The 25,469-nt window shown below is 59.9% G+C and carries 14 protein-coding genes; 12 read left to right on the top strand and 2 right to left on the bottom strand.

What is annotated here, in order from left to right; all coding sequences use genetic code 11:
* The first annotated feature begins 234 nt into the window (after positions 1 to 234).
* Positions 235 to 1,896, top strand: a complete 1,662-nt coding sequence (locus SHIM_RS13205; RefSeq protein WP_054003136.1) for an ABC transporter substrate-binding protein — start codon at positions 235 to 237, stop codon at positions 1,894 to 1,896.
* Between the two features lie 63 nt (positions 1,897 to 1,959).
* On the top strand, positions 1,960 to 2,442 hold the full coding sequence (locus SHIM_RS13210) for a DUF2165 family protein (protein ID WP_054003137.1): 483 nt from the start codon (positions 1,960 to 1,962) through the stop codon (positions 2,440 to 2,442).
* An 18-nt stretch (positions 2,443 to 2,460) separates the two neighbouring features.
* Here the strand turns inward: SHIM_RS13210 and SHIM_RS13215 are convergent, their stop codons facing one another.
* A complete protein-coding gene (locus tag SHIM_RS13215) occupies positions 2,461 to 3,579 on the bottom strand; it encodes a zinc ABC transporter substrate-binding protein (protein ID WP_054003138.1) in 1,119 nt (372 codons plus the stop codon).
* 87 nt (positions 3,580 to 3,666) lie between these two features.
* Here SHIM_RS13215 and SHIM_RS13220 point away from each other — a divergent pair, with 87 nt between their 5' ends.
* The 3 genes from SHIM_RS13220 to SHIM_RS13230 are packed head-to-tail and all read left to right on the top strand — an operon-like array spanning position 3,667 to position 5,703.
* Complete coding sequence (locus SHIM_RS13220) at positions 3,667 to 4,143, top strand: transcriptional repressor (RefSeq protein WP_054003139.1); 477 nt, start codon at positions 3,667 to 3,669, stop codon at positions 4,141 to 4,143.
* Complete coding sequence (locus SHIM_RS13225) at positions 4,140 to 4,907, top strand: metal ABC transporter ATP-binding protein (RefSeq protein ID WP_054003140.1); 768 nt, start codon at positions 4,140 to 4,142, stop codon at positions 4,905 to 4,907. The genes SHIM_RS13220 and SHIM_RS13225 overlap by 4 nt, the downstream gene beginning before the upstream one ends.
* Position 4,908: 1 nt before the next feature.
* A complete protein-coding gene (locus tag SHIM_RS13230) occupies positions 4,909 to 5,703 on the top strand; it encodes a metal ABC transporter permease (RefSeq protein ID WP_054003141.1) in 795 nt (264 codons plus the stop codon).
* Between the two features lie 99 nt (positions 5,704 to 5,802).
* On the opposite strand, the gene SHIM_RS13235 is transcribed toward SHIM_RS13230, so the two are convergent.
* Positions 5,803 to 7,047 (bottom strand): serine hydrolase domain-containing protein, encoded by a 1,245-nt coding sequence (locus tag SHIM_RS13235; protein WP_241488868.1) that lies wholly within the window; start codon positions 7,045 to 7,047, stop codon positions 5,803 to 5,805.
* Between the two features lie 175 nt (positions 7,048 to 7,222).
* On the opposite strand from SHIM_RS13235, the gene SHIM_RS13240 reads away from it, so the two are divergent.
* The 7 genes from SHIM_RS13240 (at position 7,223) to SHIM_RS13270 (ending at position 25,412) form a co-directional block, all read left to right on the top strand.
* On the top strand, positions 7,223 to 10,162 hold the full coding sequence (locus tag SHIM_RS13240; RefSeq protein WP_054003142.1) for a calcium-binding protein: 2,940 nt from the start codon (positions 7,223 to 7,225) through the stop codon (positions 10,160 to 10,162).
* A gap of 122 nt (positions 10,163 to 10,284) precedes the next feature.
* Positions 10,285 to 11,109: a glycosyltransferase gene (locus tag SHIM_RS13245; RefSeq protein ID WP_054003143.1), complete on the top strand. Its 825-nt coding sequence runs from the start codon at positions 10,285 to 10,287 to the stop codon at positions 11,107 to 11,109.
* The gene (locus SHIM_RS13250) at positions 11,106 to 12,473 is read left to right on the top strand and encodes an oligosaccharide flippase family protein (protein ID WP_054003144.1); all 1,368 of its coding nucleotides are present in this window, start codon (positions 11,106 to 11,108) and stop codon (positions 12,471 to 12,473) included. The genes SHIM_RS13245 and SHIM_RS13250 overlap by 4 nt, the downstream gene beginning before the upstream one ends.
* A gap of 114 nt (positions 12,474 to 12,587) precedes the next feature.
* On the top strand, positions 12,588 to 19,025 hold the full coding sequence (locus SHIM_RS13255) for a type I polyketide synthase (RefSeq protein WP_275043954.1): 6,438 nt from the start codon (positions 12,588 to 12,590) through the stop codon (positions 19,023 to 19,025).
* On the top strand, positions 19,022 to 20,026 hold the full coding sequence (locus SHIM_RS13260) for a glycosyltransferase (RefSeq protein WP_054003146.1): 1,005 nt from the start codon (positions 19,022 to 19,024) through the stop codon (positions 20,024 to 20,026). The genes SHIM_RS13255 and SHIM_RS13260 overlap by 4 nt, the downstream gene beginning before the upstream one ends.
* Positions 20,023 to 24,681 (top strand): MupA/Atu3671 family FMN-dependent luciferase-like monooxygenase, encoded by a 4,659-nt coding sequence (locus SHIM_RS13265; RefSeq protein ID WP_054003147.1) that lies wholly within the window; start codon positions 20,023 to 20,025, stop codon positions 24,679 to 24,681. The genes SHIM_RS13260 and SHIM_RS13265 overlap by 4 nt, the downstream gene beginning before the upstream one ends.
* On the top strand, positions 24,681 to 25,412 hold the full coding sequence (locus SHIM_RS13270) for a 4'-phosphopantetheinyl transferase family protein (RefSeq protein WP_054003148.1): 732 nt from the start codon (positions 24,681 to 24,683) through the stop codon (positions 25,410 to 25,412). The genes SHIM_RS13265 and SHIM_RS13270 overlap by 1 nt, the downstream gene beginning before the upstream one ends.
* The last annotated feature ends 57 nt before the right edge of the window (positions 25,413 to 25,469 follow it).

The raw sequence follows: 25,469 nt of genomic DNA on the forward strand, positions 1-25,469 counted from the left end.
GAGGAAAAAATCATCTGTGTGGCACCTGACCATCCAGACGCGCCGGAAACGTTCTGGCCAGATATCTCCTACCGAATGCTCCAAAAAACAACCGTGTCCTTTGAACACAAACAGTAGACTTCAAACGATGCGACCACAGGAACAACAAACCGGCGGGTGACCACTGCCCACCACAACAAATTGCAGCAACGACTGCGCTTCGGGGGCACCCGGAAATCAACAGAGAGGAAGCCAATGACCTTTAAGACACGTACCGGCAAGCCGATGCCTAAAGTGATCGTCGACCAAGCCCACAAAGTGGGTGAGGACGAAGTAAATCGCCGCGAATTCCTCGCGCTTGCAAGCGCCTTCGGCGCGACCGCAGCTACCGCCTATGGCATGCTCGGCATGGCCGCACCCGCATATGCGGATGGCCACGCCAAAGCCGGCGGAACAGTGCGCATCCAGATGGAAGTGCGCGCGCTTAAAGATCCGCGCACCTATGACTGGTCGCAGATCGCCAACTTCTCACGTGGTTGGCTGGAGTACCTCGTGGACTATGGCCGCGACGGCACCTTTGGCCCCGGTCTTCTGGAAAGCTGGGAAATCAGCGAGGATGCCAAGACCTACACCCTGAACGTCCGCAAGGGCGCTAAGTGGAACAACGGCGATGACTTCACTGCAGACGACGTGGCGCGCAACATCGCCGGTTGGTGTGAAAAAGAAGTCGAAGGCAACTCGATGGCGGGCCGTTTTGCGACGCTGATCGACGAAGCCACCGGTAAGGCGGTTGATGGCAGCATCGAAGTTGTCGACTCCCACACTGTCAAACTGAACCTGCCCAAGCCCGACATCTCGTTGATCCCTGGCATGGCGGACTATCCGGCTGCTATCGTGCACGGCTCACACAACCCGGACGACATGCTGTCCAACCCGGTCGGCACAGGCCCTTACCTGCCTGACGGTCTGGAAGTCGGCGTAAAGGCCGCACTTGTGCGCAACGAAAACCACATATGGTGGGGTGCTGATAACGGCGCTTGGATGGATCGTATCGAATACATCGATTACGGCACTGATCCGGCGGCATGGGTTGCCGCGGCTGAATCCGAAGAAGTCGACATGCTTTATTCGGTAGACGGAGAGTTCATCGATCTCGTGTCCTCGCTTGATGGCTGGGTTGAAAACGAAATCGTGACCGCTGCGACCATTGTGATCCGCCCGAACCAGTTGGCCGAAGTAGACGGCAAGATGCCTTATGCTGACGTCAGAGTCCGCAAGGCAATTGCCATGGCTGTCGACAACAACGTTCTGCTGGAATTGGGTTATGACGGACGCGGTCAGGTTGCAGAAAACCACCACGTTGGTCCGATGCACCCAGAGTATGCGGAAATGCCTGCGATGAAGCACGATCCCGCGGGCGCCAAGGCGCTTCTGGACGAGGCTGGCATGGGCGATTTCGAGATGGAAATCCTCTCGATCGACGATGCATGGCGCAAGAACACCACCGACGCTGTGGCCGCACAGCTGCGCGACGCTGGGTTCAACATCAAGCGTACTATCCTGCCAGGCTCCACCTTCTGGAACGACTGGGCGAAGTACCCGTTCAGCTCGACCAACTGGAACCACCGTCCATTGGGCGTGCAGATTTGGGCACTTGCCTATCGCTCCGGCGAAGCATGGAACGAGTTCGGCTACTCCAACCCGGACTTCGACGCCAACCTCGAAGAAGCGCTGGCAACAGCCGACATCGAGAAGCGTCGCGAGCTGATGGCCAAAGGTCAGGCGATGCTTCAGGATGATGCCGTGACGATCCAGCCTTATTGGCGGTCGCTCTACAACCACACGGTTGATGGCCTTGAAGGTGGTGCACACCACATCTCCTTCGAGATCCACCCGGCCAAGCTGCACTGGACCTAATCAAGCCGCAGCGATTTTCACGGGCCGCCCTTGGGCGGCCCGTTTTCATGTAAGGATCTTTTGATGGATATGCTGCTGACGGCGCAGACCGTTTCCCTTTTGTTGCCAACGCTTTGGCTCACAACCGGCGTTCGCGACAATATCCTTCATCCGTCCGTGAATGAGGTCTTTACCGCGCAGGTTCTAACCATGGAGCGGATGAAAGAAGACTATCCCGACGAATATGCCCGTGTGGCGCATCGCGCGATCAAAAGCCGTGCTTGGCAGACCCGATTTTTTCGCTTGATCGTCGCCGCTGAAGTGATGACCGTTGCGGTGATGTGGGTCGGAGTCGTGTTGTTGGCGCTGGCCGCGACTGGATACGCATTTCCTTCAATGGCCCGAGACGTGGCTTTAATCGGGGCCCTGATGTTCACTGGCGTTTGGTCGATGTTCACCATCGTTGGCAACCATTTCAGCTATTGGTTTTGCCATGAGGGCGCCCAGACCACGCATTTTCAGCTATTGCTCTGGGGGCTGGGAAACATGATTTTGCTGAACCTTTAGAGGTTCAGCAAAACGCCGTTAGTGGTCGTCGTGCTTCAGGCAACTAAAAAAGTCATCAGACATCTGGCCAATGACAAGATTGTAGAGATCCGCTCCGACGTCTTGGTTGGCACCCAGCGGATCCAGTTCCGCAGTTTGAATGTCGAGACCTTCCGCCACCGATGCAACCAGCGAATCAGGGAATTGAGGTTCGCTAAAGATGCACTCAACCTTGTTCTCTTGCAGCGTATTGCGCGCTTCACGCAGACGTGCCGCACTTGCCGATGACCCATCACCAACACGAATAGCACCAGACGCGATCAGCCCGAACCGGGTTTCAAAGTACTGGTATGCATCATGGAACACCACAAAGTCAGCATCAGACACAGAGATTAGCTTCGCTGCGATCTCCTCTTCCAAGGCATCCAGTTCAGCTTGGGCTGCTGCCGCGTTCTTGGCATAGGTAGCGGCGTTTGCAGGATCAACCTCGGAAAGCTCGTCAGCGATCAGTGATAACCACACCCGCGCATTGTGCGGGTCAAGCCAAGCGTGGACGTCAGTTCCATCGTGGTCGTGGCCTTCGTGATCTTCATGCGCATGATCGTCGTGGTCTTCGTGCTTGGCCTCGTCTTCATGGCCATGGTCATCGTGCTCGGCGTGACCATCGTTTTCATGGTCATCATGGCCGTGTTCGGCATGATCGTCATCTGCGTGGTCATCATGATCCTCGTGATCGTCATGATCACTATGCTCGTCGTGATCATCATGGCCGTGTTCATGATCCTCTTCCGAGGTTATCTTGAAATCCTCCGAGGTCCGGTAATTGTGTCGCACAGTGTCAGCGGAATTGAGCAACTCCACGACATGCGCTTCATCAGCCAGAGACTCAAGCACGCCCTCGAGTTGAGGCGTCAATTCATGACCGATCCAAAACACCAGATTTGCGTTCTGCAGCGCACGGGCTTCCGACGGGCGCAAGGCGTAGCCATGCGGAGAGGCCGTCGGCTGCATCAAAAGATCAGGCATCCCAACACCTTCCATGACCTGCGCGACAAGGCTATGAACGGGTGCAATATCGGCGACAACACGTGGAGTTTCTGCTTGAACAGTCAAGGTGGCACCAAGAAAGGCCACAAAGCTGACGGGGAGGAGTTTCATGAGGGTACCTTTGATATAAACTAACGCGACCACTGGCCCTAAACAAAATGTTATACTATATCAAGTGCAATTCGTAAGGAGATCACGATGGACAGCATCGGCTTTGAACATCACGATCATTCGGCCTGCATGGGCGGAGGTATGAAAACGGCCGAGGACGTTTGCACCGCCAAGGGGCTACGGCTCACCAAAGGGCGACGGCGAGTGTTGGAAATCCTGTTGCAGGAACATCGCGCGATGGGGGCTTATGACATTCTTGCGCTAATGAGCGACGAGGGCTTTGCCGCGCAGCCGCCGGTGGTGTATCGCGCACTGGAATTTCTAGTGACGAACGGCTTTGTGCATAAACTGGAAAAGCTAAACGCCTACATAGCCTGCGCCCATCCTGGTGACGAGCATGCGCCAGTGTTCCTGATCTGTCGCGGCTGCGAAACCGTCGCTGAAACCTCGGTGTCGCTGAACGCGAGCCTTGGAGCGGCGGCCAAGTCGATGGGCTTTGAAATCGAGACAACCGTGGTTGAGGCGGAGGGCCTGTGTCCTTCCTGTCAGAGGGCCGCGACATGAGGCTGGTCACCATCAAGGATATGTCGGTGACGCTTGGCGCGCACGTTGCGCTTTCGCACGTCGATCTGACCATCGACAAAGGCGAGATCGTCACAATTGTCGGGCCAAACGGATCCGGAAAATCCACCTTGTTGCGCAGTGTCATAGGTGCAATCACCCCTGACAGCGGCACTGTTCTGCGCGCAGCAGGATTGAAAATTGGATATGTTCCTCAGAGCCTTGCGATTGATCCGACCCTGCCATTGAGTGCAGGCCGCTTTCTGTCCCTGCCCAACCGGCGACCCGCCGAAGCCGTGGCGAAAGCGCTGAGGCAGGCCGGAGTCGAGGACATCGCAGATCGCCCAATGGCCGGCCTTTCGGGCGGACAATTCCAGCGCGTTTTATTGGCGCGGGCATTGATGGATTCACCCGATCTGCTCATTCTGGATGAGCCCACGACAGGCCTCGACCAACCCGGTTCAGCCGATTTTTACACCCAGATCGAAGAGGTTCGCCGCACCACCGGAGCGGCCGTTCTGATGGTCAGCCACGAGCTGCATGTTGTGATGAGCGCGAGTGACCGAGTGGTGTGTCTAAATGGTCATGTGTGCTGTCATGGCACGCCCGAAATCGTGGCCTCGGCCCCGGAGTATCGCGCGTTATTTGGCACCGGAACCCACGGTGCTCTGGCACTCTATCGACACGAGCACGACCACCATCATCACGAAGACGAGGCCTGTGACCACGACCATCCTCACACGCACGATCATCTGGGAAATCACTGATATGTTTGATGATTTTCTGGTTCGCGCGGCTCTGGCCGGGATCGGCGTGGCACTTGCAGCGGCGCCTTTGGGGTGTTTTGTGGTTTGGCGACGCATGGCATATTTCGGGGATGCGACAGCGCATGCTGCCATTTTGGGCGTCGCGTTCTCGCTGGCCTTTGGAATGTCTGTCTTTATCGGCGCACTAGCGGTGGCATTGGCGATGGCTGTTACGGTCACAACGCTTGCAGGTCGGGGCTATGCGATGGACACGCTGCTGGGAGTGTTGGCGCACAGCGCATTGGCCTTTGGCCTTGTGGCTGTGTCGCTTCAACAGGGCGTGCGGCTTGACCCGATGTCTTACCTGTTTGGCGATATTCTGGCGGTGTCCAAATCCGACTTGGCGGTGATATGGGGTGGCGCGATTGCTGTTATTTCCTTGATGATCTGGCGTTGGCAGGGGCTTTTGACGTCCACGCTGAACCCCGATCTTGCTTATGCCAGCGGTATCAATCCCAAACGGGAACAACTGGTGTTGACCTTGGGTTTGGCGGTAGTCGTCGCCGTGGCAATCAAGGTTGTTGGCGCGTTGTTAATTGGCGCTTTGATAGTCATTCCCGCTGCCGCGACGCGGGCTGTAACCCGCTCACCCGAGGCCATGGCAGCCAGTGCTGCGGCGGTTGGAGTGGCTTCGGCCAGCGGTGGATTGTGGGCATCGTATTATTGGGACACGCCAGCGGGTCCGTCGATTGTCTGCGTGGCCGCGCTCTTTTTTGCGCTTACCAACTTGGCAGCGCGGCTTGGGTTAACGGCCTGAAAGAACGTCGTTTTGCTGGTCGGCATCGCGTCAGTATGGCGTCGGTATTGCGTAGGTGCCGATTCCGCGAGATCTACGTTTAGCGCAACGCGCGGTGCCTCAGTTGGTAAGCGCCCCGTGTACCAGTGCCTTGAGCTGTGGTCGGGTGGGATAGGAGCTTGAAGGCGACAGCTGGGTGAAGAAGACCACCGAAAGGTCCTCGACCGGATCGACCCAGAAAAATGTCGAGGCCATTCCGCCCCAGCTGAAGTCGCCGACGCTTCCGGGCACGCGGGCGCGGCCCGCATCCAACACAACGGCGCCGCCGAGACCAAAGCCCATGCCCTCCATCGGTTGTTCGGCAAAACTTTCCGGACCCATCGAGGCGATGTCGCCCCGCAAATGATTGGACATCATGAAGTTGGTGGTGCGCGGCGACAAAAGTCGCGCGTCGCCCAGTGCGCCGCCCCTGCGCAGCATTTCCGCAAAGCGCAGGTAATCATCCATCGTGCCAACTAGCCCGCCACCGCCGGAAAACGTGGAAGCGTTCAGAAACGGTGACTCGTCCGGCCGATCCACAAGCCGCAGGGTTTCAGCGCCCATTTCGGCGTCGTTGAGCCCCATGGCGTTGCCCGCCAGTGGCGTATAGAGCGCGGCAAAGCGGTCAGATTGAGACGGTTGCACGGAAAAGCCGGTTTCGGTCATACCCAAGGGGCCAAAAATCTCGTCTTGAAAAAAGACGTCCAGCGGTTTGCCCGACACCGCCTCGATGACACGGCCCAAGACATCAATGCCAACCGAATATTCCCAGCGCGCGCCGGGATTGAACGCCAATGGCAGGGCCGCCAGTCGGCGCACCTCATCGGCCAAAGCGCCTTGGTTGGGTTTGAAAAGAACGTCCTGTTCATCCATTTCGGCGGCCAGAACGCCGGGGTTAAACGGATAGCTCAGGCCGGAGGTGTGGGTGGCAAGTTGGTGCAATGTTGGTGTGGCGCAGGGTTCTGTCTGATCAATGGATGTCGCGCCTTTGATCAGTGCGCGGCAGTCCGCGAACTCCGGCACAAATTCAGATACGGGCGCGTCCAGATGAAACAGCCCTTTTTCGGCCAGCATCATCAGGGCCACGGTCGTCACCGGTTTGGTCATGGAATAGATCCGCGCGACGGTGTCTCGATCAAAGGTGGTGGCGTTTTCGACGCTGCGCAGTCCGGCGACGTGATCAAACACCACATCCCCGCCGCGTGCGATCAACAGCCCGTTGCCCGCATGTTTGCGATCCGTCACCAGAGACTGCATCCAATCGCGGATCACCTCCAAGCGTTTGGAGTCAAATCCGCGATCCCGAGGGTCTGCTGTGCCTATCATGCGCTGCGCCTCCCGCTGCGGTAAATCTTGCGATTAGAGTGGCGGCAGCGTGGCCAATCGACAAGGCGGTAAGAATACGTAGGTCGCGACGTCGCATGAAATGGTGTGCCCTCTTCCATGCCGGACCGGAATCGCCGCATACTTGCGTAACCCTTGGTTTTCGAAGGAATGAACGATGCGCGTCTTTGCGGTTATGGCCTTGTGCCTGTTCACCGGTCTCGGCTTTGGTGCATCGGCACAGGAGCGGGACGGGCTGAATCTTTATTTCTTTGGCAACAGCCTTGTGCACCACCTGAGTGACACCGACGAAACCGCGGTGCCACATTGGTTGGCGCGGCTCGCGGAGGCGGATGGCAAGACAATCGCGGTGGATGGCCAGTGGGGGTTTCTGCGCGATTTCGCCAAGGACGAAACGCCGTTGGCAAATTGGCGGTTTGACAAGGTCAACCGCGCGTGGACGCGGCAGTATCGCAATTTCGCAGACGTGGATTGGGACGTGATGATGATCAACCCCGCCAATTTCATCCAATACCAAGGCGCGGACAAAGCCTTTGACGGGGACAACCCCGACAAGGCCTCGCCGGTCTCAGCCACGTTGGCGGTGATCGACCAAAGGGCGGACGTCGCGCCGGACCGTTTCGTGATTTACCAAGGCTGGGCGGACATGTCGGGATATGGCAGCTTCCCCCCCTCGGCGCGCAAATTCCGCCGCTATTTGCAGTTCAACGCGGGGGACTATGACACCTGGTATCAAGACTATGTGGCGCAGCTGCGCGACGCGCGCCCTGATCTTCGCATCGATATGATCCCTGTGGCGCGGGTGATTTCGGAGTTGGTGGATGGCGGCGTGTTGTTCGATATGACGCCCAAGGATTTGTACACTGACGACGCGCCGCACGGCACACCGACGTTGTATCTGTTGGCCGGTGCGATCACCTATGTCGGGCTGTTTGAGGCGGAGTTGCCGCTTGCGATCGATTTGCCCGAGACGGTCCACGCGGATGTGCGCACCTATTGGGAGGCTGTGCGCGAGGAAATTCACCGGCTGGTTTTGGAGCCGATCAGGATGGCAGCCGTTGAAACGCCATCGCGCGAGACTGAGGCTGGCCAGTCGTTCAAAACGCCTGCGACACTGCTTGTGGACGGCGGCGCGGCGGGAATGGGCCTTGCTGATCCGGCACTGGCGATGGGGTTGGCGGCAATTTCGGATTGGGGCACGCAGCTGCCGTTCATTGATCTGATGAGAACCGCGCGGCCTTGGGTCGGGCATTTGCCGGGCCAATGGGGTGGCGTGTCGACAGAGGAGATGGAGGACTTTGGCCTCATGGACGAGGCGGGCTGGGTCTGGGGCATTCCCGAAAACATCGCCTCGGTCGAGGCGCTCATGCTGACGGATCAGCCGCCCGAAGCCACCGGTTTGTCAGGGAGGTTCCGCGTGTCATGGCAGGGCGCCGGGTCCGTTGAGATGACGGGCCGTGCGCGTGTAACAAGCCGCGAGGATCATGAGATCTGGTTTGAATATACACCTGGCGAGGGCCATGTCGGGGTGCGCATTCGTGACACCGATCCGACCCGCACGGGCGATTATGTGCACAGCGTTTCTGTGGTGGCCGAGAAACATATCCCGCTGTTTGAGGCGGGTGCGGTGTTCAATCCGGAGTGGCTGCGCATTGTGGGTGATTTGCGGCTGGTGCGGTTCATGGATTGGATGCAGACCAACGCATCCACACAAGCCACGTGGGACGGTCGCCCGCTGATGAGCGATTTTACTTACGGCTGGCGCGGGGTTCCAGCAGAGGTGATGGTGCAACTGGCCAACGAAATCGGCGCGGATGCGTGGTTTAACATGCCGCATCTGGCGGATGACGCCTATATGCGCAGCTTTGCAGAGCTGGTTCGTGACCACCTGAACCCTGATTTGGTGGCGTATGTGGAGTATTCCAACGAACTTTGGAACTGGGGATTTCAGCAAGCGCAATGGGCTTTGAAGGCGAGCGAGGCGCGCTGGGGACAGGTTGAAAACGGCCATATGCAGATCGCTGGCGCGCGCGCAGGCGCCATGGGGCGGATCTGGGGTGAGGTGTTTGGCGCCCAAGCCGAAACGCGATTGATGCGGGTGGCGGCGACGCACACCGCCTGGCCGGGACTGGAAAAAGGATTGCTGGAGGCGCCATTGGCGCAAAAGGACGGCGCACCGCCACCAGTGGCGAGCTTTGACGCCTATGCGGTGACCGGATATTTTGGCGTCGGTTTGGGTCTGGACGGCGGCGCAGACGCGGTTTTGGGCTGGCTTGAAGACAGCCGAGCTACCGCCGAACGGATCGGTTCTGAGGAAGGATTGCAGCGCGCGGCGTTGGCGGCATTTGTCGACACCCAGCAATACAAAGGGATGCATGCCAAAACCGCAGAAGCCTTGCGCAAAGGGTCGCTCAGAGAATTGATCAACAAGATGCTGCCGTATCAGGCTGACGTGGCGCGCGACAACGGCCTCGCGCTGGTGATGTATGAGGGCGGCAGCCATGTGGCGGGTGTGGGGAATTGGGCCAACAACGACGCGCTCACACGCTATTTTGCGGCGTTTTCGACCAGCGATGATTTGGGCGAGATCTATGATCAGTTGCTGGCTGAGTGGCGCACGCTTGGCGGGCGCAGTTTCAACGCGTTCAACGATGTTGGCAAATCCAGCAAGTGGGGCAGCTGGGGGCATCTGCGCCATCTGTGGGACGAAACACCGCGCCATACCGCACTGACCGCATATAACGAAAAGGGGCCGCATTGGTCCGAGGCCCGCGCAGAGGACGCTTTTCTGCACGGCGGGGTGTTTGAGGGCGACGACGGGGCAAACCGGATTGCCGGAACTGTCAAGATCGACAGCCTGCTCGGCGGTGGCGGCGATGACGTGCTGATCGCGGACGGAGCGGCGGATCGGTTACATGGCGGCGCGGGCACGGATCGGGCGATCCTGCCGGGGGCACGGGCGGATTATGATTTTGTCCGCGACGGAGCGCAGGTACGGGCCACTGCGGAAGGCCAAACCTACCTTTTGACCAGCATCGAGGCCGTGGCTTTTGCCGCCTCTCCCGCTTTGGTCATACCGATGTCAGGGTTGCTCTGAATGGGCAGCACGCCCAGGAAAACAATCGCTTTTTTGCGCGCCACTGGCAGGTGGGCGGGGTTGTCTGATAAGGTCGCCACAAAGCCCGCACGACAGGGCATCGGCAATGAGGCAATCCGCAGGTGTTGAGCATCATCATCCCCGCGCACAACGAGGCAGAGCGTATCGACGCTTGCCTGCAATCGGTGCTGTCTTCCAGCGGCCCGAAGCAGGCGCAGGTGATTGTTGTCGCCAATGGCTGTGACGACGAAACAGCACCTTTGGCGCAAATGTATCAAGGTGTGGCCGAAGACCGTGGCTGGCATCTGGACGTGCTGGACATGCCCGCCATCGGAAAACCCGGCGCGCTCAATCAAGGCGACCACATTGCACATTTTCCGATGCGGACCTATCTGGACGCGGACGTTGTCGTGGATCGCGACCTGTTTGCCCAGATATGTGCCGTGCTGAACACCAAAGAGCCGCGATATGCCAGCGGTCAACTGCGGCTGGCACCGGCGAAATCCTGGGCGACCCGCGCCTATGCACGCATCTATCAACGCGTGCCATTCATCACAGATGGCGTCCCCGGTGCCGGGCTATTTGCGGTGAATGGCGCCGGACGGCACTCTTGGGTGCTGTTCCCCAAGATCATTGCCGACGACACCTATGTGCGCCTCAGTTTTCCTCCGGAGCAGCGAATCGCAGTGCCTGCCGGATATGATTGGCCGCTGGTCGAAGGTTTCCGCGCGTTGGTCAAAGTGCGGCGGCGGCAAAATGCGGGGGTGGCCGAGGTGGTCGAAAAATTCCCCTATCTTCTGGAAAATGATGACAAACACACGCTCAGCCTGTGGCAAAAGCTGCGCATGGGATTGCGCGACCCGTTGGGGATGCTGGTCTATGGCGCCGTCGCTGTGATCGTAAAACTGACACCGCAAAAAGACGGCAGTTGGGGCAGAGGCCGATGAGCCGACTGGCACAGCTTTCCTCCGGCTCGTCGTTGGCTGCCCGTGCGTTTCGCTCCGGCGGATTGACGATCATCGGCTATGGCGGCTCTCAGGCTTTGCGGTTGGCATCCAACCTGATCCTGACGCGGCTGTTGTTCCCCGAAGCCTTTGGCGTGATGAGCCTCGTCTGGGTATTTCTGCAAGGGTTGTCCAACCTGAGTGACATGGGCGTGACGCAATCGATCCTGCAATCCAAACGCGGCGAGGAGCGCGCGTTTTTGGACACGGCCTGGACCATTCAGGTCATTCGCGGGCTTCTGTTGTTGGTGGTGACATGGGCCTTGGCGGCGCCTGCAGCGGCGTTTTATGACGCGCCTGAGTTGGCCGATATCCTGCCCGTGGTCGGCGTGACGCTGTTGATCATGGGACTGTTTCCAACCAAACGCGACAGCGCCAATCGCAACCTTGTGTTGGGCCGGATCACGACAATTGATCTGAGTGCGCAAGTGCTTGGATTGGTGGTAGGTGTAATGGTCGCGTGGGCCACTGGATCGGTTTGGGCGCTGGTGGCAAATGCGGTGACCACTGTCTTTATGCAATTGATTTTGTATCAAATTTTTCTGCCGGGCGCATTGAACAAGCCGCGGTGGGAACGCCCCGCTGCGCGAGAATTGATCGGGTTTGGCAAATGGATATTCCTGTCCACGGCGGCCGGTTTTTTGCTGTCTCAGGGCGACAAGATCGTGCTGGGCAAATTCCTAAGCCTTGGGGCATTGGGGGTTTATAATATTGGCTTCTTCCTCGCCTCCTTTCCGCTTTTGTTGGGCGGAATGGTGACGCGCCGGATCATGATCCCGATCTATCGCGAAAAGCCCCCGCAAGAGAGCGCGGCGAACCGCGCCAACCTGCACAGGCTGCGCATGATGCTGAGCGCGGGGTTGTTTGCGTTGTTGACCGGGTTCGCAGTTCTTGGCGTCTGGCTGGTCGGTGTGCTTTATGATCCGCGCTATGCGCTGGCGGGCGGCGTTGTGGTGCTTTTGGCGGTGATGCAGATCCCGCAGATTATCGCATTGACCTATGACCATGCTGCTTTGGCCGCGGGCGACAGTCGGGGGTTTTTTGTGCTGGCATCGACCCGCGCCGCGCTGATGATGGCAGGACTGATCCTCGGGGCGAGCGCCTATGGTCTGATCGGGGCATTGGTGGGTCAGGGTGTGGCAATGGTACTGGCTTATCCGGCGGTGATCTGGCTGGCGCGTCGGCACAACGCGTGGGATATGCGCCACGATGTGGTTTTCTGGTTCTCGGGACTCCTTTTGGCAGGAATCGCGCTTTGGTTGAACCAGGCAGCAGTTGCCAGTCTGTCCGCCCTCAATTTGCCCTAGTTTCACCTTTCTGAGGCACCCTTGGCGCAATAACTTTGGTATCAATCAATGAGTCTCGGTGCGTGATGGGCGTAACTTGAGGCCAAAATGGCATAGTTAGACGCAGGTTTTATTGTGAGCGACCACTCGGACTCGCCGGTTAGCGAGACGGATATTGCGATTGTGGGCATGGCGGCCCACCTGCCCGGCGCGACCGGCATTGAGCAGTATTGGCAAAACCTGCGTGACGGTATCCGCTCGATTTCCCGACTGTCCGAAGACGATCTGCTGGCCAATGGTGAAAGCCGCGCACGGCTGAAGCATCGCAATTATGTGCCTGCTGCCGCCATGCTGGATGGCTTTGCCGAGTTTGACGCCGATTTCTTTGGTCTGTCGCCGAAAGAAGCCGCGATCATGGACCCGCAACATCGTCAATTCCTTGAGGTGAGCTGGGAGGCGTTGGAGAACGCCGGCCACATGCCCGAGAACTTTGGCGGGCCGATTGGGGTTTTTGCCGGCTGCGGCATGGGCAGTTATTTCTATTTCAACATCTGTTCCAACCGCGATCTGGTGGACAGCACCGGCATGTTCCTGCTGCGCCACACCGGCAATGACAAAGATTTCCTTGCCTCGCGGCTGAGCCATTTCCTTGACCTGAAGGGGCCGTCTCTGGGTCTGCAAACCGCTTGTTCCACATCGCTGGTTGCGGTGCATTACGCGGCGCAGTCGATCCTGAACGGTGAATGCGACATGGCCTTGGCGGGCGGCGTGACCATCGAGTTGCCGCACGGGCGGGGCTATGTGTTTGAGGACGGCGAGATCCTGTCACCTGACGGCGAATGCCACGCGTTTGACCATCGTGCCCAAGGCACGGTGTTTGGCTCGGGCGCGGGCGTGGTTGTGTTGCGCCGACTTGAAGACGCAATTGCCGATGGCGACCATATCTGGGCCGTCGTCAAAGGCTCGGCAGTGAACAACGACGGCAGTGACAAGGCCGGATATCTGGCTCCGTCTGTGGGCGGACAAGCTTCGGCTGTGGCCGACGCTATGGCGATTGCCGATGTCACCGCAAACACGGTCGATTACGTGGAATGCCACGGCACCGGCACCTATCTAGGCGACCCGATCGAAGTGACGGCCCTGACCGAAGCATTCCGTGAAACCACAGACGACACGGGGTTCTGCCGGATCGGATCGGTGAAAACCAACATCGGCCATCTGGACACAGCGGCGGGTGCAGCGAGCCTGATCAAGACCTCGCTGGCGCTGCATCACAAACAGATGCCACCGTCGCTGGGATTTGAGAAACCCAATCCGGCGATTGATTTTGACACCAGCCCGTTTGCGGTCAATGCCGCGCTGACCGATTGGACACCACGCAACGGCATCCGCCGGGCCGGGGTGAACAGCCTTGGGGTCGGCGGCACCAACGCGCATGTGATCGTGGATGAGGCACCCGTGAGGTTGCCTAGTGCCGACAGCGACTGGCCGTTTCAATTGATCGCTGTTTCCGGCCGCTCCGCCAAAGCGCTGGACGCCAACGCCGCCAATCTTGCGACGCATCTGAGGACCAATCCGGATCAGCCTTTGGCCGATGTGGCACACACATTGCTGAATGGCCGGCGAAAGTTCGAAAAACGGCGGGTTGTGGTGGCGGAGAGCCATCAAGAAGCTGCGGATTTGTTGGAATCCGGCAATCATCTGCGCGTTTTTAATCATTCTGCCGAGGCTGACGCGCCCGAAGTTGTCTTCATGTTCCCCGGTGGCGGCGCGCAATATGTCGGCATGGGGCGCGATCTGTTTGAGACCGAGCCGGTCTTTGCCCAATGGATGGACCACGGCTTTGACGTGCTGGCCGGCAAGGGTGGCGAGGCGCTGCGCGCGCTTTGGCTGGCCGAAGGAGACGCGGCGCAAGATGCCGAAGAGGCGTTGAAAAAACCGAGCTTGCAGCTGCCGCTGATTATGATGGTGGAATATGCGCTAGCCCAGCTGTGGATCAGTTGGGGCGTGACGCCTGCCGCTTTGGTTGGCCATTCGATGGGCGAGAACACCGCAGCCTGTCTGGCGGGCGTGATGTCGTTTGAGGAGTGCCTTGGGCTGGTGCAGCTGCGCGGCCAACTGTTTGATACCGTGCCCGCGGGCGGCATGTTGTCGGTGCCTTTGCCGCTGGGCGAAGTAACCGCACGCCTTGGCAAAGATTTGGACATTGCGTCAGTAAATGCGCCCGTTCTGACCGTGGTTTCCGGTCCAGATGCCGCGCTTGACGCGCTGGCAGCGGAACTGGCAGCCGAGGAAATCGACACCCAACGCGTGCCCATCAACATCGCCGCGCATTCGAGTATGCTGGAACCCATTCTGGAGCGGTTCGGCGATTACCTGCGCGGGATCGATTTGCAGGCGCCCACGCTGCCGATCATTTCCAACCGCACCGGTGCGGCTTTGCTTGCGAGCGAAGCAACCGAACCCGACTATTGGGTCGCGCACCTGCGCAACACAGTGCTGTTTGCCGACGACATCACTACGCTGAGCCAGACTCAGAACCGCGTCTACCTTGAAGTCGGTCCCGGTAAGGCGCTGGCCTCGCTGGTCAAAATGCATGGTCAGGTGAAAGCGGACAAGGTGGTGTCCTCGCTGCGCCATCCCGAAGACAAAATCGCGGACGACGCCTATTTTCTGACGGTTCTGGGACGGCTATGGGCCTGCGGCGTTGCTGTGGATTTTGAACAATATTGGGGCGGCGTGCCGCGCCAGCGTGTGGTCCTGCCAAGCTATGCGTTTCAGCGCAGCCGCTATTTCATCGAGCCCGGAAAGGATCAGATTGACGCGCCGGATGATCTGTTGATGCGCCTTGATGACACTGCCGACTGGGCCTTTGCACCGGTTTGGCGACCGCGACTTGCGGAATGTGAAATCGATGTGGCCACTGAGCTTGCGGACGCGCCTAAACACCATTGGTTGATCTTCACCGATGCTGGCGGAACCGGCGCCGCCGTGGCAAGTCAGCTGCGCAATGCGGGCCATGATGTGGTGACCGTGCGCACGGGTGATGCCTTTGCCGCTAACGGGCCGGATGGCTATGTGCTTGCGCCCGAGAGGGGCCGCGAAGGCTACGATGCGTTGATTGCCGATCTGATGGCCCGGGGCCGCGTGCCGGATCGCGTGGTGCATATGTGGCTGCTGACGGAAACCGAAAACCATCGACCCGGTTCCAGCTTTTTCCACCGCAATCAAGAGCAGGGGTTCATGAGCCTGTTGTTCCTTGCGCAAGCGATCACAGACGAGAACCTGCCACGCCCGCTGCATATCACCGCGATCAGTTCCGGAGCGCTGCAAGTGCGCGGCGAAGCCCTGCCCTATCCCGAGAAATCCACAGCACTTGGCGCCGTGCAAGTGATCCCGCGTGAGCTGCCGGGTGTGACCGCGGCGTTGATTGACGTGCAACCGCCGGCACGCAAAGGCCACCTGACGCTTGCGATGCGCCTGATTGAGGACCTGATGGCCGAACCGCGCAGCCTGATTGCGGCTTGGCGCGGGGACAAACGATTTGAGCGGAGCTATCGCAAGACAGAGCTTGGCGCCGAACATATGCCGGTTTGGAGAGAGGGTGGCACCTATCTGATCACCGGCGGATTTGGCGGAATTGGCCTGACTTTGGCGGAACGCGCCATTCGCGAGGCCCGCGCCAACGTGGTGCTGATCTCTCGCAATGGGCTGCCGGAGCGGGGCACATGGGCCACCTATCTGCGCGGCCACGCTCCGCAAGACCGTATTGCCCGCCGCATCCGCGCCGTTGAGCGTCTCGAGAGCCTTGGTGGTCAGGTGCTTTGCCTTGCGGCCGACGTGTGCAATATCGACGAAATGGGCGACGCTGTCGCCACCGCGCGCGGGGCCCTTGGCCCCATTAACGGCGTGATCCACGCCGCAGGGGTGATCGACGACGCGCCGCTTTTGGCCAAAACGTCTGCGCAGATTGACGACGTGCTGGCGCCGAAATTGCACGGCACACAAGTGTTGGAACAACTCTTCCCCGATGGCGATCTCGACTGGCTGGTGTTGTTCAGCTCATCCTCCACCGCCACTGCACCCGTAGGGCAGATCGATTATGTTGCCGCCAACGCTTACCTGAACGCTTATGCGCAATCGCGCCGCGGCGGCGCGACGCGTGTGCGCGCGATCAACTGGGGTATTTGGGCCGAAATCGGCATGGCAGCCGAAGCGGTCGCCGCGCGACAGGGTGACGTTGCCCCGACGCAAATGGAGCCGATCAGCGCACCGTTGTTGGACACGGCGGGGTTTGACGCCGCCGGACATCGCATTTTTGAAGCGCGTTATGACACGTCGCGTTGGGTGTTAGACGAACACCGCACCAAAGAAGGCGCGGCAATCCTGCCCGGCACCGGTTACATCGAGTTGGCGGCTGAGGCGCTGCGTGAACATGGCGAGGACGGCGGATTTGCGCTGCGTGATTTGCTGTTCCTGCGTCCGATCCGCGTTGACGAGGGCGAAACCCTCACCTTGCGGGCGCGTTTGGAACGCTCAGATGAGGGGTATCGGTTCGAGGTGCAAAGCGCCTGCAAATTTGACGGCCGTGAAGCGTGGCAAACCCACGCCGAGGCTCGGTTGATCCCCGCCGTCGGGAAACCGCCTGTTTTAGATACTGCCAGCGCTATGGCCCGCGTCGGTGAAGGAAGCAAGGCGGCAGGGTCCTCTGCGCTGTCGGCCCCGCAAGAAGCGCATTTGACGTTCGGCCCGCGCTGGAAAGTCCTGCGCAAGATGGCCCTAGGCGATGGCGAAGGCTTGGCATCGCTGGCGCTTGATACGCAGTTTGTAGGCGACGGCTGCGTCTTGCCCCCTGGTTTGCTGGATATTGCGACCGGATGGGCGATGGATCTGATCCCCGGCTATGGGCAAGCACATCTCTGGGTGCCGGTCAGCTATGACGTGCTGACGATGTATGCGCCGTTGCCGTCCGAAATCATAAGCCACGTCCGCCTTGCCTCCGGCACCAACGACGACGGTGTGGTCCGTTTTGATGTGACACTCGCCGCACCGGACGGAGGGGTCTGCGTCGAAGTACAGGGCCTGTCGATCCGCCGGATTGAGGCCGCTGGCTTGGTCGCGCAACCGCCGCTGAGCGCGGCCGAAATCTCTTTTGCTTCGCAAGATCAGGTTATGCATCCTCTCTCAGCTGCAGAGGAACGTCTGATCCATAACTTGGGTCAGGGCATCCCGCCGACGCAGGGCGCTGCTATGTTTGAGGCCGCCTTGCTCGCGCCTCTGGCTCAGGTCGTTATTTCCTCGCTCGATCTGCCCGCGCTTATTGCGCAGGCAGAAGTGGGCATGACCGACACTGCGGGCGATGGTCAGGCGTTTGAACGGCCTGAGCTGGACACTGATTTTGTCGCGCCATCAAATGACATCGAACGCACCTTGGCCGGTTTCTGGCAGGATTTGCTGGGCGTCGACAAGGTCGGCACGCGTGACAGTTTCTTTGACCTTGGCGGGCACAGCTTGATCGCGGTGCGTCTGTTTGCGATGGTCAAAAAGGCCTATCGCATCGAGTTCCCGATCTCGGTCTTGTTCGAAGCGCCCACGATCGAAACCTGTGCTGCGATGATTGCGGATCGCGTCGGTGGCGACACGGCGTCTGACGCCCGTCAGACCGGTGCGAACGAGGGCTCATCTGAGCCTGAGGTTGGGGCGCGCCCCGCCAGTAGGTTCACTCATCTGGTGCCCATGCACAGTGGAGAAGGCGGGCCGCGACGCCCGTTCTTCCTTGTGGCGGGCATGTTTGGCAACGTGTTGAACTTGCGCCATCTCGCGCATTTAATTGGGGCTGACCGGCCGTTTTATGGCCTTCAGGCGCGTGGTCTTTTGGGCGACGCCGCACCGCATGATGACTTGCAAGAAGCCGCGCGTGACTACATCGCCGAGATGCGGCAAGTGCAGCCGAACGGGCCGTATCTGCTGGGAGGGTTTTCCGGCGGCGGCATCACTGCCTACGAAATCCGACGCCAGCTTGAGGCTGACGGAGAAGAGGTCGCGCTTGTCGCCCTGCTTGACACACCGCTGCCGCGGCGCCGTGCGCTTTCGCGCGCTGACCGGATGAAAATCCAGATGCAGGAACTCAAGGCAAAAGGCCTCGCCTATCCGCTGATCTGGGCCAAAAACCGTATCGCTTGGGAGCTCTCCAAGCGTCGTGCGCCGGAAGAGACTGCACAGGACGCGCAAGGCCAACAGTTCCACGATGCCGAAATCGAGGCGGCGTTTTTGCGCGCCGTTGCCACCTATGATGTCACGCCGTGGGCCGGCAACCTCGTGCTGTTCCGTCCGCCTCTTTCGGGTAAGTGGGATATGGGTGAGGGTCGTTTGGTCGACGCGGACCGCGCTTATGTGTTCTCCGACAACGACTGGGGCCAATACGTGCCGCATGTGCAGGTCTTTGAGGTGCCAGGGGATCACGACAGCATGGTTCTGGAACCCAATGTGCGTGTGCTGGCAGCCCGCATGAAAAAGGTAATCTCCGAGGCTGAAGCCACCTTATCAAGCCAGCGAAAGGAGGCCGCCGAATGAGTGACGCCCCCCGCCTTTTGACTGTGATACTGAACTGGCGCACGCCAGAAATGACCCTGCGCGCAGCCGAGGCGGCCGCGCGTGAAATGCAGGGCCTTGATAGCCATATCGTGATTGTCGACAACAACAGCGGCGATGGCAGTTTTAAGGCGATCCGCGATGGTATTTCCAATGCCGACTGGGCCGAAAATTGCGTTGAGGTGGTGCAATCGGGCCACAATGGCGGCTTTGGCGCGGGCAACAATTTTGGCATCCGGCACGGCGCCGCCAAGGGCTTTGACTACTTCTATATTCTCAACTCTGATGCGTTTCCCGATGCGGGCAGCATTCAACTGCTGCTGGCACATCTGACGTTCAATCCGGACGTTGGCATTGCTGGCAGCTATATCCATGGCGAAGACGGCGCACCGCATGTTACCGCGTTCCGTTTTCCCACGATCTGGAGCGAGCTTGAGGGTGCCGCGCGCCTCGGGGTGATTTCGCGAGTGCTGAAAGACCACATCGTTCCGCTGCCGATCCCGTCTGCGACCATGCGCGTGGATTGGCTTGCGGGTGCGTCGATGATGCTGCGGCGCGAGGTTCTTGAAGACATTGGTCTCTTTGACGAGAGCTTTTTCCTCTATTTTGAAGAAACCGATTTGTGCCTGCGGGCCGCACGGGCCGGATGGCCCACCGATTATGTGCGCGCCAGTGAAGTGACCCACATCGGGTCCGTGTCTACCGGCATGAAAACATGGCGGCGCATGCCGTCTTACTGGTTTGACAGCCGTCTGTATTACTTCCGCAAAAACCACGGCAGCGCTTTGGCCCCCACGCTGGCCCATGTCACCGGCACGCTGATCTGGAAGCTGCGCCGCATCGTCGGGCGCAAACCGCGCCGTGATCCCAACTGGTTCCTGTGGGACCTGATCCGCCATTACATCCGCAATATCCCCAACCGGACCCCGCGCGAACGGACCGAAACACCCACGCTAAATCCGCGCAAGGAGGCCAACACATGAGCCTTGATACCCTGTCCACTGCTCGCATGAGCGCCGTGATGATCGGCAACGAAAGCCTGCTGATCCAATGCGCCACCATGTGGCGCGACGCTGGCCATGCCATAACCGCCATCGTCACGCGCGCTGCCGATATCCGCACATGGGCCGAGGGCGAAGGGCTGCGGGTTGTGTCCTCTGATGCGGATATTGTTGAGGCCCTGCGGGACGAGGCATTTGATTGGTTGCTGTCGATTGCCAACCTCGACATGTTGCCTCAAGCGGTGCTGGGTTTGCCTGCCAAAGGCGCGGTGAATTTTCATGACGGGCCGCTGCCGCGCTATGCGGGGTTGAACGCGCCGGTCTGGGCGCGCCTTAACCAAGAGGCCCGCCACGGCATCACTTGGCACAAGATCGAAGCCAAAGCTGACACCGGCGACATCATTTCCCAGCGCATGTTTGATATTTCGCAGGCCGACACCGCGCTGACGCTGAACACCAAAGCCTATGCCGCCGCAATCGAGAGCTTTCCCGAAGTTGTCACCGCCCTGTCCAATGGCTTGCCTGATGCGCGGTCTCAAGACATGGGGCAACGCAGCTATTTCGGCCTTGGCCATCTCCCGGAAGCGGCTGGTCGGATCGATTTCCGCCGCGATGCCCAAGAGGCCGTTGCGCTGGTTCGCGCGCTGGATCACGGCGATTACTTCAACCCGCTGTGCATGCCAAAATTTGTGGCGTCAGGTTGTGTGTTACTGGTCGGAGCCGCCGAGATCGCCGAAAGCGCGGGCCATGGCGAACCCGGCGCGGTGCTGGCTGTTGGCGCCGATACGGTGACCATCGCCTGTGGACGTGGGGCTGTGACATTGTCTCGCCTGACCGACAGTGCGGGCCATTCGCAAACACCCGGCCATGTCATCCGCGACGGAGAACGTCTGCCGCTGTTGGATCGCGCTGCCGCTGAGACGCTGAGCGCCACCATGGCCAAAGTTGCCAAGTCCGACGCATTTTGGCGCGCGCGCTTAGCGGCTTTCTTGCCTGCAAACCTTCCGCTGATCGCCGCTGCTGGCGATCTGCCCGATATGCGCAGGGTCGCGTTGACCCTGCCCGAGTTGCCCTCCAAGCAAGCCCTGACCGCAGTGACCCTTTGGGCATTGCGGTCAGGGATACCGGAGGCTTGTGACATTGCCCTGCGTTCCGCCGACCTGCCCCGCGCAGCTGGCATTCTGAGCGATTGGGTGCCGCTACGGGTGAGCGCCGAAGTCCTACATGGCACCGTCGCCGCAGCCGTGAATGCCGTTGCTGCAACAAACGAAACACTGACCAAACACGGCACTTGGGCGCTGGACTTGATTTCCCGTGATCCGAAACTTGCCGCGCCAGTGATGCCTGATGTGGCGGTGACGCTGGATGGGTCCGGCGCGCTTGAAGGCGCCACGCTGACCATCGCGCTTGGCGATGCGCCAGAGTTGCATTTTGACGCCAGCCGCCTCGGCGAAAGCCACGCCAAACGCCTTGCCGCGCGTTTGGAACTTTTGGCAGGTGCCATGGTGGATGACGCCGCCGTTCAGGACCTGCCCTTCCTGCCGGAGACCGAGCGCCAGGACCTGCTGACCAATTGGAACGACACAGTGGTCGATTTTGATGCGGACGCCACCATTGTTACCCAGTTTGAGGCGCAAGTTGCGGCCACACCAGACGCGGCGGCGCTGGTATTTGAGCATGAAACGCTCAGCTATGCGGACCTTAACGCCCGTGCCAACCGTGCGGCGCATGTGCTGCGCGATATGGGAGTGACACGCGGGGCTTTGGTGGGGCTGTGCACCCGTCGCGGTCCCGATCTCTTGGTCGGGGCACTGGCGATCCTAAAGGCGGGCGGTGCTTATGTTCCGATGGATCCGACCTATCCCGCCGATCGTCTGGCGCATTTCATCGCCGATTCCGGCTGCGGTGTGATCGTCACACAAGCAGCGCTTGCCAAAGACTTGCCTGACCATCAGGCACAGACCTTGCAACTCGACACTGACGCGCGGCTGTCAGATGCCAGTGCGCAGAATCCCGAGGCGATTTCCGGCGGCGATGATCTCGCCTATCTGATCTATACCTCCGGTTCTACCGGCACACCCAAAGGGGTGATGGTCGAGCACTGCAATGTCGCCAATTTCTTTGCCGGAATGGACGCGCGGATACCGCACAAGACCGGCGACACGTGGCTTGCGGTCACCTCGCTCAGCTTTGACATTTCAGTGCTGGAGCTGTTCTGGACCCTGTCGCGGGGCTTTAAGTTGGTGGTGTCAGGCGATGAGACCACCACGCAGATTTCAGGCGGACGCCTGCCGACGGCGGCCGGCGGCATGGAGATGTCGATTTATTACTGGGGCAACGACGACGGTCAGGGGTCCAAGAAATACGAACTGTTGTTGGAAGGCGCGAAATTCGCTGACGCGCATGGGTTTTGCGCCGTTTGGACGCCGGAGCGGCATTTCCACGCTTTTGGCGGCCCCTATCCCAACCCATCAGTCACCGGCGCAGCGGTGGCGGCTGTGACCAAACAAATCGGTGTGCGCGCCGGATCTTGCGTCGCGCCCCTGCACCACACCGCCCGCATCGCCGAAGAATGGGCGGTGATCGACAACCTGACCAACGGCCGCGCGGGGATGGCGATTGCATCAGGCTGGCAGCCGGACGACTTTGTGCTGCGCCCTGAAAACACACCGCCTGCCAACAAACCGGCGATGTTTGAACAAATGGCGGAGCTGCGCAAACTCTGGCACGGCGAAGAGGTGGAATTCGCCAAGCAAGACGGCTCTATGCATGCGGTTGTGACGCAACCGCGGCCCGTGTCCAAAGAGCTGCCGCTGTGGGTGACCACGGCGGGCAATCCCGAAACATGGAAAGAGGCCGGGCGGCATGGCTGTAACGTGCTGACGCACCTCTTGGGGCAAAGCGTGGACGAAGTTGGCGGCAAGATCGCGCTTTATCACGATGCGCTGCGAGAGGCAGGCCACAATCCCGATGAGTTCAGCGTCACCTTGATGCTGCACAGCTTTTTGGCTGAAGACCGCGAAAAGGCACGTGAAATTGCCCGCGAGCCAATGAAAGATTATCTGCGCTCCGCTGCCGGTCTGATCAAACAATACGCTTGGGCCTTCCCTGCTTTCAAAAAACCTGAAGGCGTGGACAGCGCTTTCCAACTCGACCTTGGCAGCCTGACCGAAGAGGAACTCGAAGGCATCCTGGATTTTGCGTTCCAGCGCTATTTCGAGGACTCGGGCCTGTTTGGCACCATCGAGGACGCCTTGGATCGGGTAGAGCAGGTCAAGCGCATCGGTGTCACCGAGATTGCGTGTTTGATCGATTACGGCATCGATACAGCGACCGTCATGGAAGGGCTCAAACCGCTCGCCAAAGTCCTTCGGCTGGCCAATGAGGGTGGCGAGTTGGACCCGTCGGATGTGTCGATTGCGGCGCAAATGATCCGCCACGATGTCAGCCACCTGCAATGCACCCCGTCGATGGCGCGGATGATTGCGATGAACGACGAGGCGCGGTTCGCGCTACGTGGTGTAGATCATTTGATGATCGGTGGTGAGGCGCTTTCGGGCAGTTTGGTTGCCGATCTGAACGCGGCCACAAACGCGGACATACAGAACATGTATGGTCCAACCGAAACCACCATCTGGTCGACAACCGGCATGGCCGAAGCGGGCGAAGGCGTCGCCAATATCGGCACGCCGATTGCCAACACGGAAATCTACGTGCTGAACGCGACGGGTGATCCCGCGCCCGTTGGAGTGCCCGGCGAGTTGTTGATCGGCGGCGCGGGCGTCACGCGTGGCTATTGGCGGCGCGAAGACCTGACTGCGGAGCGTTTTGTCGAAAACCCCTTTGGCGACGGGCGGCTTTACAGAACCGGCGACTTGGTGCGCTGGCGAGATGACGGCAAGCTTGATTTCCTTGGACGCGCCGACCATCAGGTCAAGCTGCGTGGCTATCGCATCGAGCTGGGCGAAATCGAAACCCGTCTGGAAGAGATCGCTGGCGTCGCGCAGGCTGTGGTTATGCCGCGTGAAGATACCCCGGGCGATGTGCGCCTTGTGGCGTATCTGCGTGGCGAGGCGATACCCGATGAGAGCGACATACGCGCGGCTCTGCGCGTCAACTTGCCGGCCTTCATGCGACCGCAGCATTATGTGACGCTCGCCGACTTCCCACTGACTCCGAACAAAAAGATCGACCGCAACGCGATGCCGTCGCCCGAAGAAACCCGCACCGTCGCGGTCGCAAAACCGGTCGCGGCGGCGCGCGTGTCTGCACCGGTCGCGGTGTCAGGCGATGTCGCGGCAACGGTTGCAGCGGTTTGGTCGCGGGTGCTGGGCGTGGCCGAGGTCAACGCCACCGACAACTTCTTTGACATTGGCGGGCATAGCCTTTTGGCGGTTCAAGCACATCGGGACATCCGCACCGAAACCGGCGCGGCGAAGCTGTCGATCACCGACATTTTCCGCTTTCCATCCATGGCCGGACTGGTCACACGTATCCAAGAGCTAACGGGTGGCACACGCCCCGAGGATGCGCCGCAGGTGGCGAGTCGCGAAGATGTTGCGGACCGCGCGGATGGACGCGCCGAAATGATGAGCAAGCGCCGCGCAATGCGGGCGCGCCGAAGGGCAAGGACGTGATGACGGATCCCTCTCAGAACCTGACCGATCTGTTGGATTTGGCCCGACGGTTTGCACCGCGCGGTGTCGGTGTTGGCGTGGCCGACCCGACGCAAAGCCCCGCCACGGTCTTGCCCGAAGAAGCGCCCGCCATCGCCACAGCGATCCCTAAACGCAAACGCGAATTCGCCGCCGGCCGCCGGGCCGCGCGGCAGGCGTTGCAATCGCTGGATCTGCCAGCCGTGGCCATACCTAAAGGCACCGACCGCGCGCCGGTGTTTCCCACAGGCATCGCCGGATCGATCACCCATAACCGCGACGCGGCTTTGGCCATTGTCGCGCCCCAAACCCGTTTTCGGACGCTTGGCGTTGATGTGGAACCCCAAGCGCCGCTCAAGCCGGAATTGATCAAAGCAATTTGCACGCCCGATGAGGCCGCGATGCTGGCGACACTTCCTGAGACCGAGCGGCTGTTTCTGGCACGCCGCCTGTTTTCCGCGAAAGAAGCCGTGTTTAAGGCGCAGTTTCCGATCACACGGCAAGTGTTTGGCTTTCAAGCCGCCTCGATCACGTTCAACGCTTTGCGCAGCGGCTTTGTGGCAACGTTTCATCGCGACATCGCCTCCATCAGCGCCGGAAGCACCGTGTCAGGCCAATGCGGCGTCGCGGGCGGTCATATCCTGACAATGGTCACGCTTGGGGCTGTGGTGGGCACGGAAAACGCCAATTTCCCTGTTTGCGCCACGGGATAACCACATTCATTCACCATAGTTAATTCCAACAGAGCGCGAAATCACGGCGCCAGAATG

The organism is Shimia sp. SK013 (assembly GCF_001292625.1).
GTDB lineage: Bacteria > Pseudomonadota > Alphaproteobacteria > Rhodobacterales > Rhodobacteraceae > Shimia.

Bases quoted from the DNA above. Each gene is read 5' to 3' on its own strand.
- SHIM_RS13225 (WP_054003140.1), top strand. From the start codon at position 4,140: ATGAGGCTGGTCACCATCAAGGATATGTCGGTGACGCTTGGCGCGCAC.
- SHIM_RS13265 (WP_054003147.1), top strand. From the start codon at position 20,023: ATGAGCCTTGATACCCTGTCCACTGCTCGCATGAGCGCCGTGATGATC.
- SHIM_RS13270 (WP_054003148.1), top strand. From the start codon at position 24,681: ATGACGGATCCCTCTCAGAACCTGACCGATCTGTTGGATTTGGCCCGA.
- SHIM_RS13220 (WP_054003139.1), top strand. From the start codon at position 3,667: ATGGACAGCATCGGCTTTGAACATCACGATCATTCGGCCTGCATGGGC.
- SHIM_RS13240 (WP_054003142.1), top strand. From the start codon at position 7,223: ATGCGCGTCTTTGCGGTTATGGCCTTGTGCCTGTTCACCGGTCTCGGC.
- SHIM_RS13235 (WP_241488868.1), bottom strand. From the start codon at position 7,047: ATGATAGGCACAGCAGACCCTCGGGATCGCGGATTTGACTCCAAACGC.
- SHIM_RS13250 (WP_054003144.1), top strand. From the start codon at position 11,106: ATGAGCCGACTGGCACAGCTTTCCTCCGGCTCGTCGTTGGCTGCCCGT.
- SHIM_RS13205 (WP_054003136.1), top strand. From the start codon at position 235: ATGACCTTTAAGACACGTACCGGCAAGCCGATGCCTAAAGTGATCGTC.
- SHIM_RS13210 (WP_054003137.1), top strand. From the start codon at position 1,960: ATGGATATGCTGCTGACGGCGCAGACCGTTTCCCTTTTGTTGCCAACG.
- SHIM_RS13260 (WP_054003146.1), top strand. From the start codon at position 19,022: ATGAGTGACGCCCCCCGCCTTTTGACTGTGATACTGAACTGGCGCACG.
- SHIM_RS13215 (WP_054003138.1), bottom strand. From the start codon at position 3,579: ATGAAACTCCTCCCCGTCAGCTTTGTGGCCTTTCTTGGTGCCACCTTG.
- SHIM_RS13230 (WP_054003141.1), top strand. From the start codon at position 4,909: ATGTTTGATGATTTTCTGGTTCGCGCGGCTCTGGCCGGGATCGGCGTG.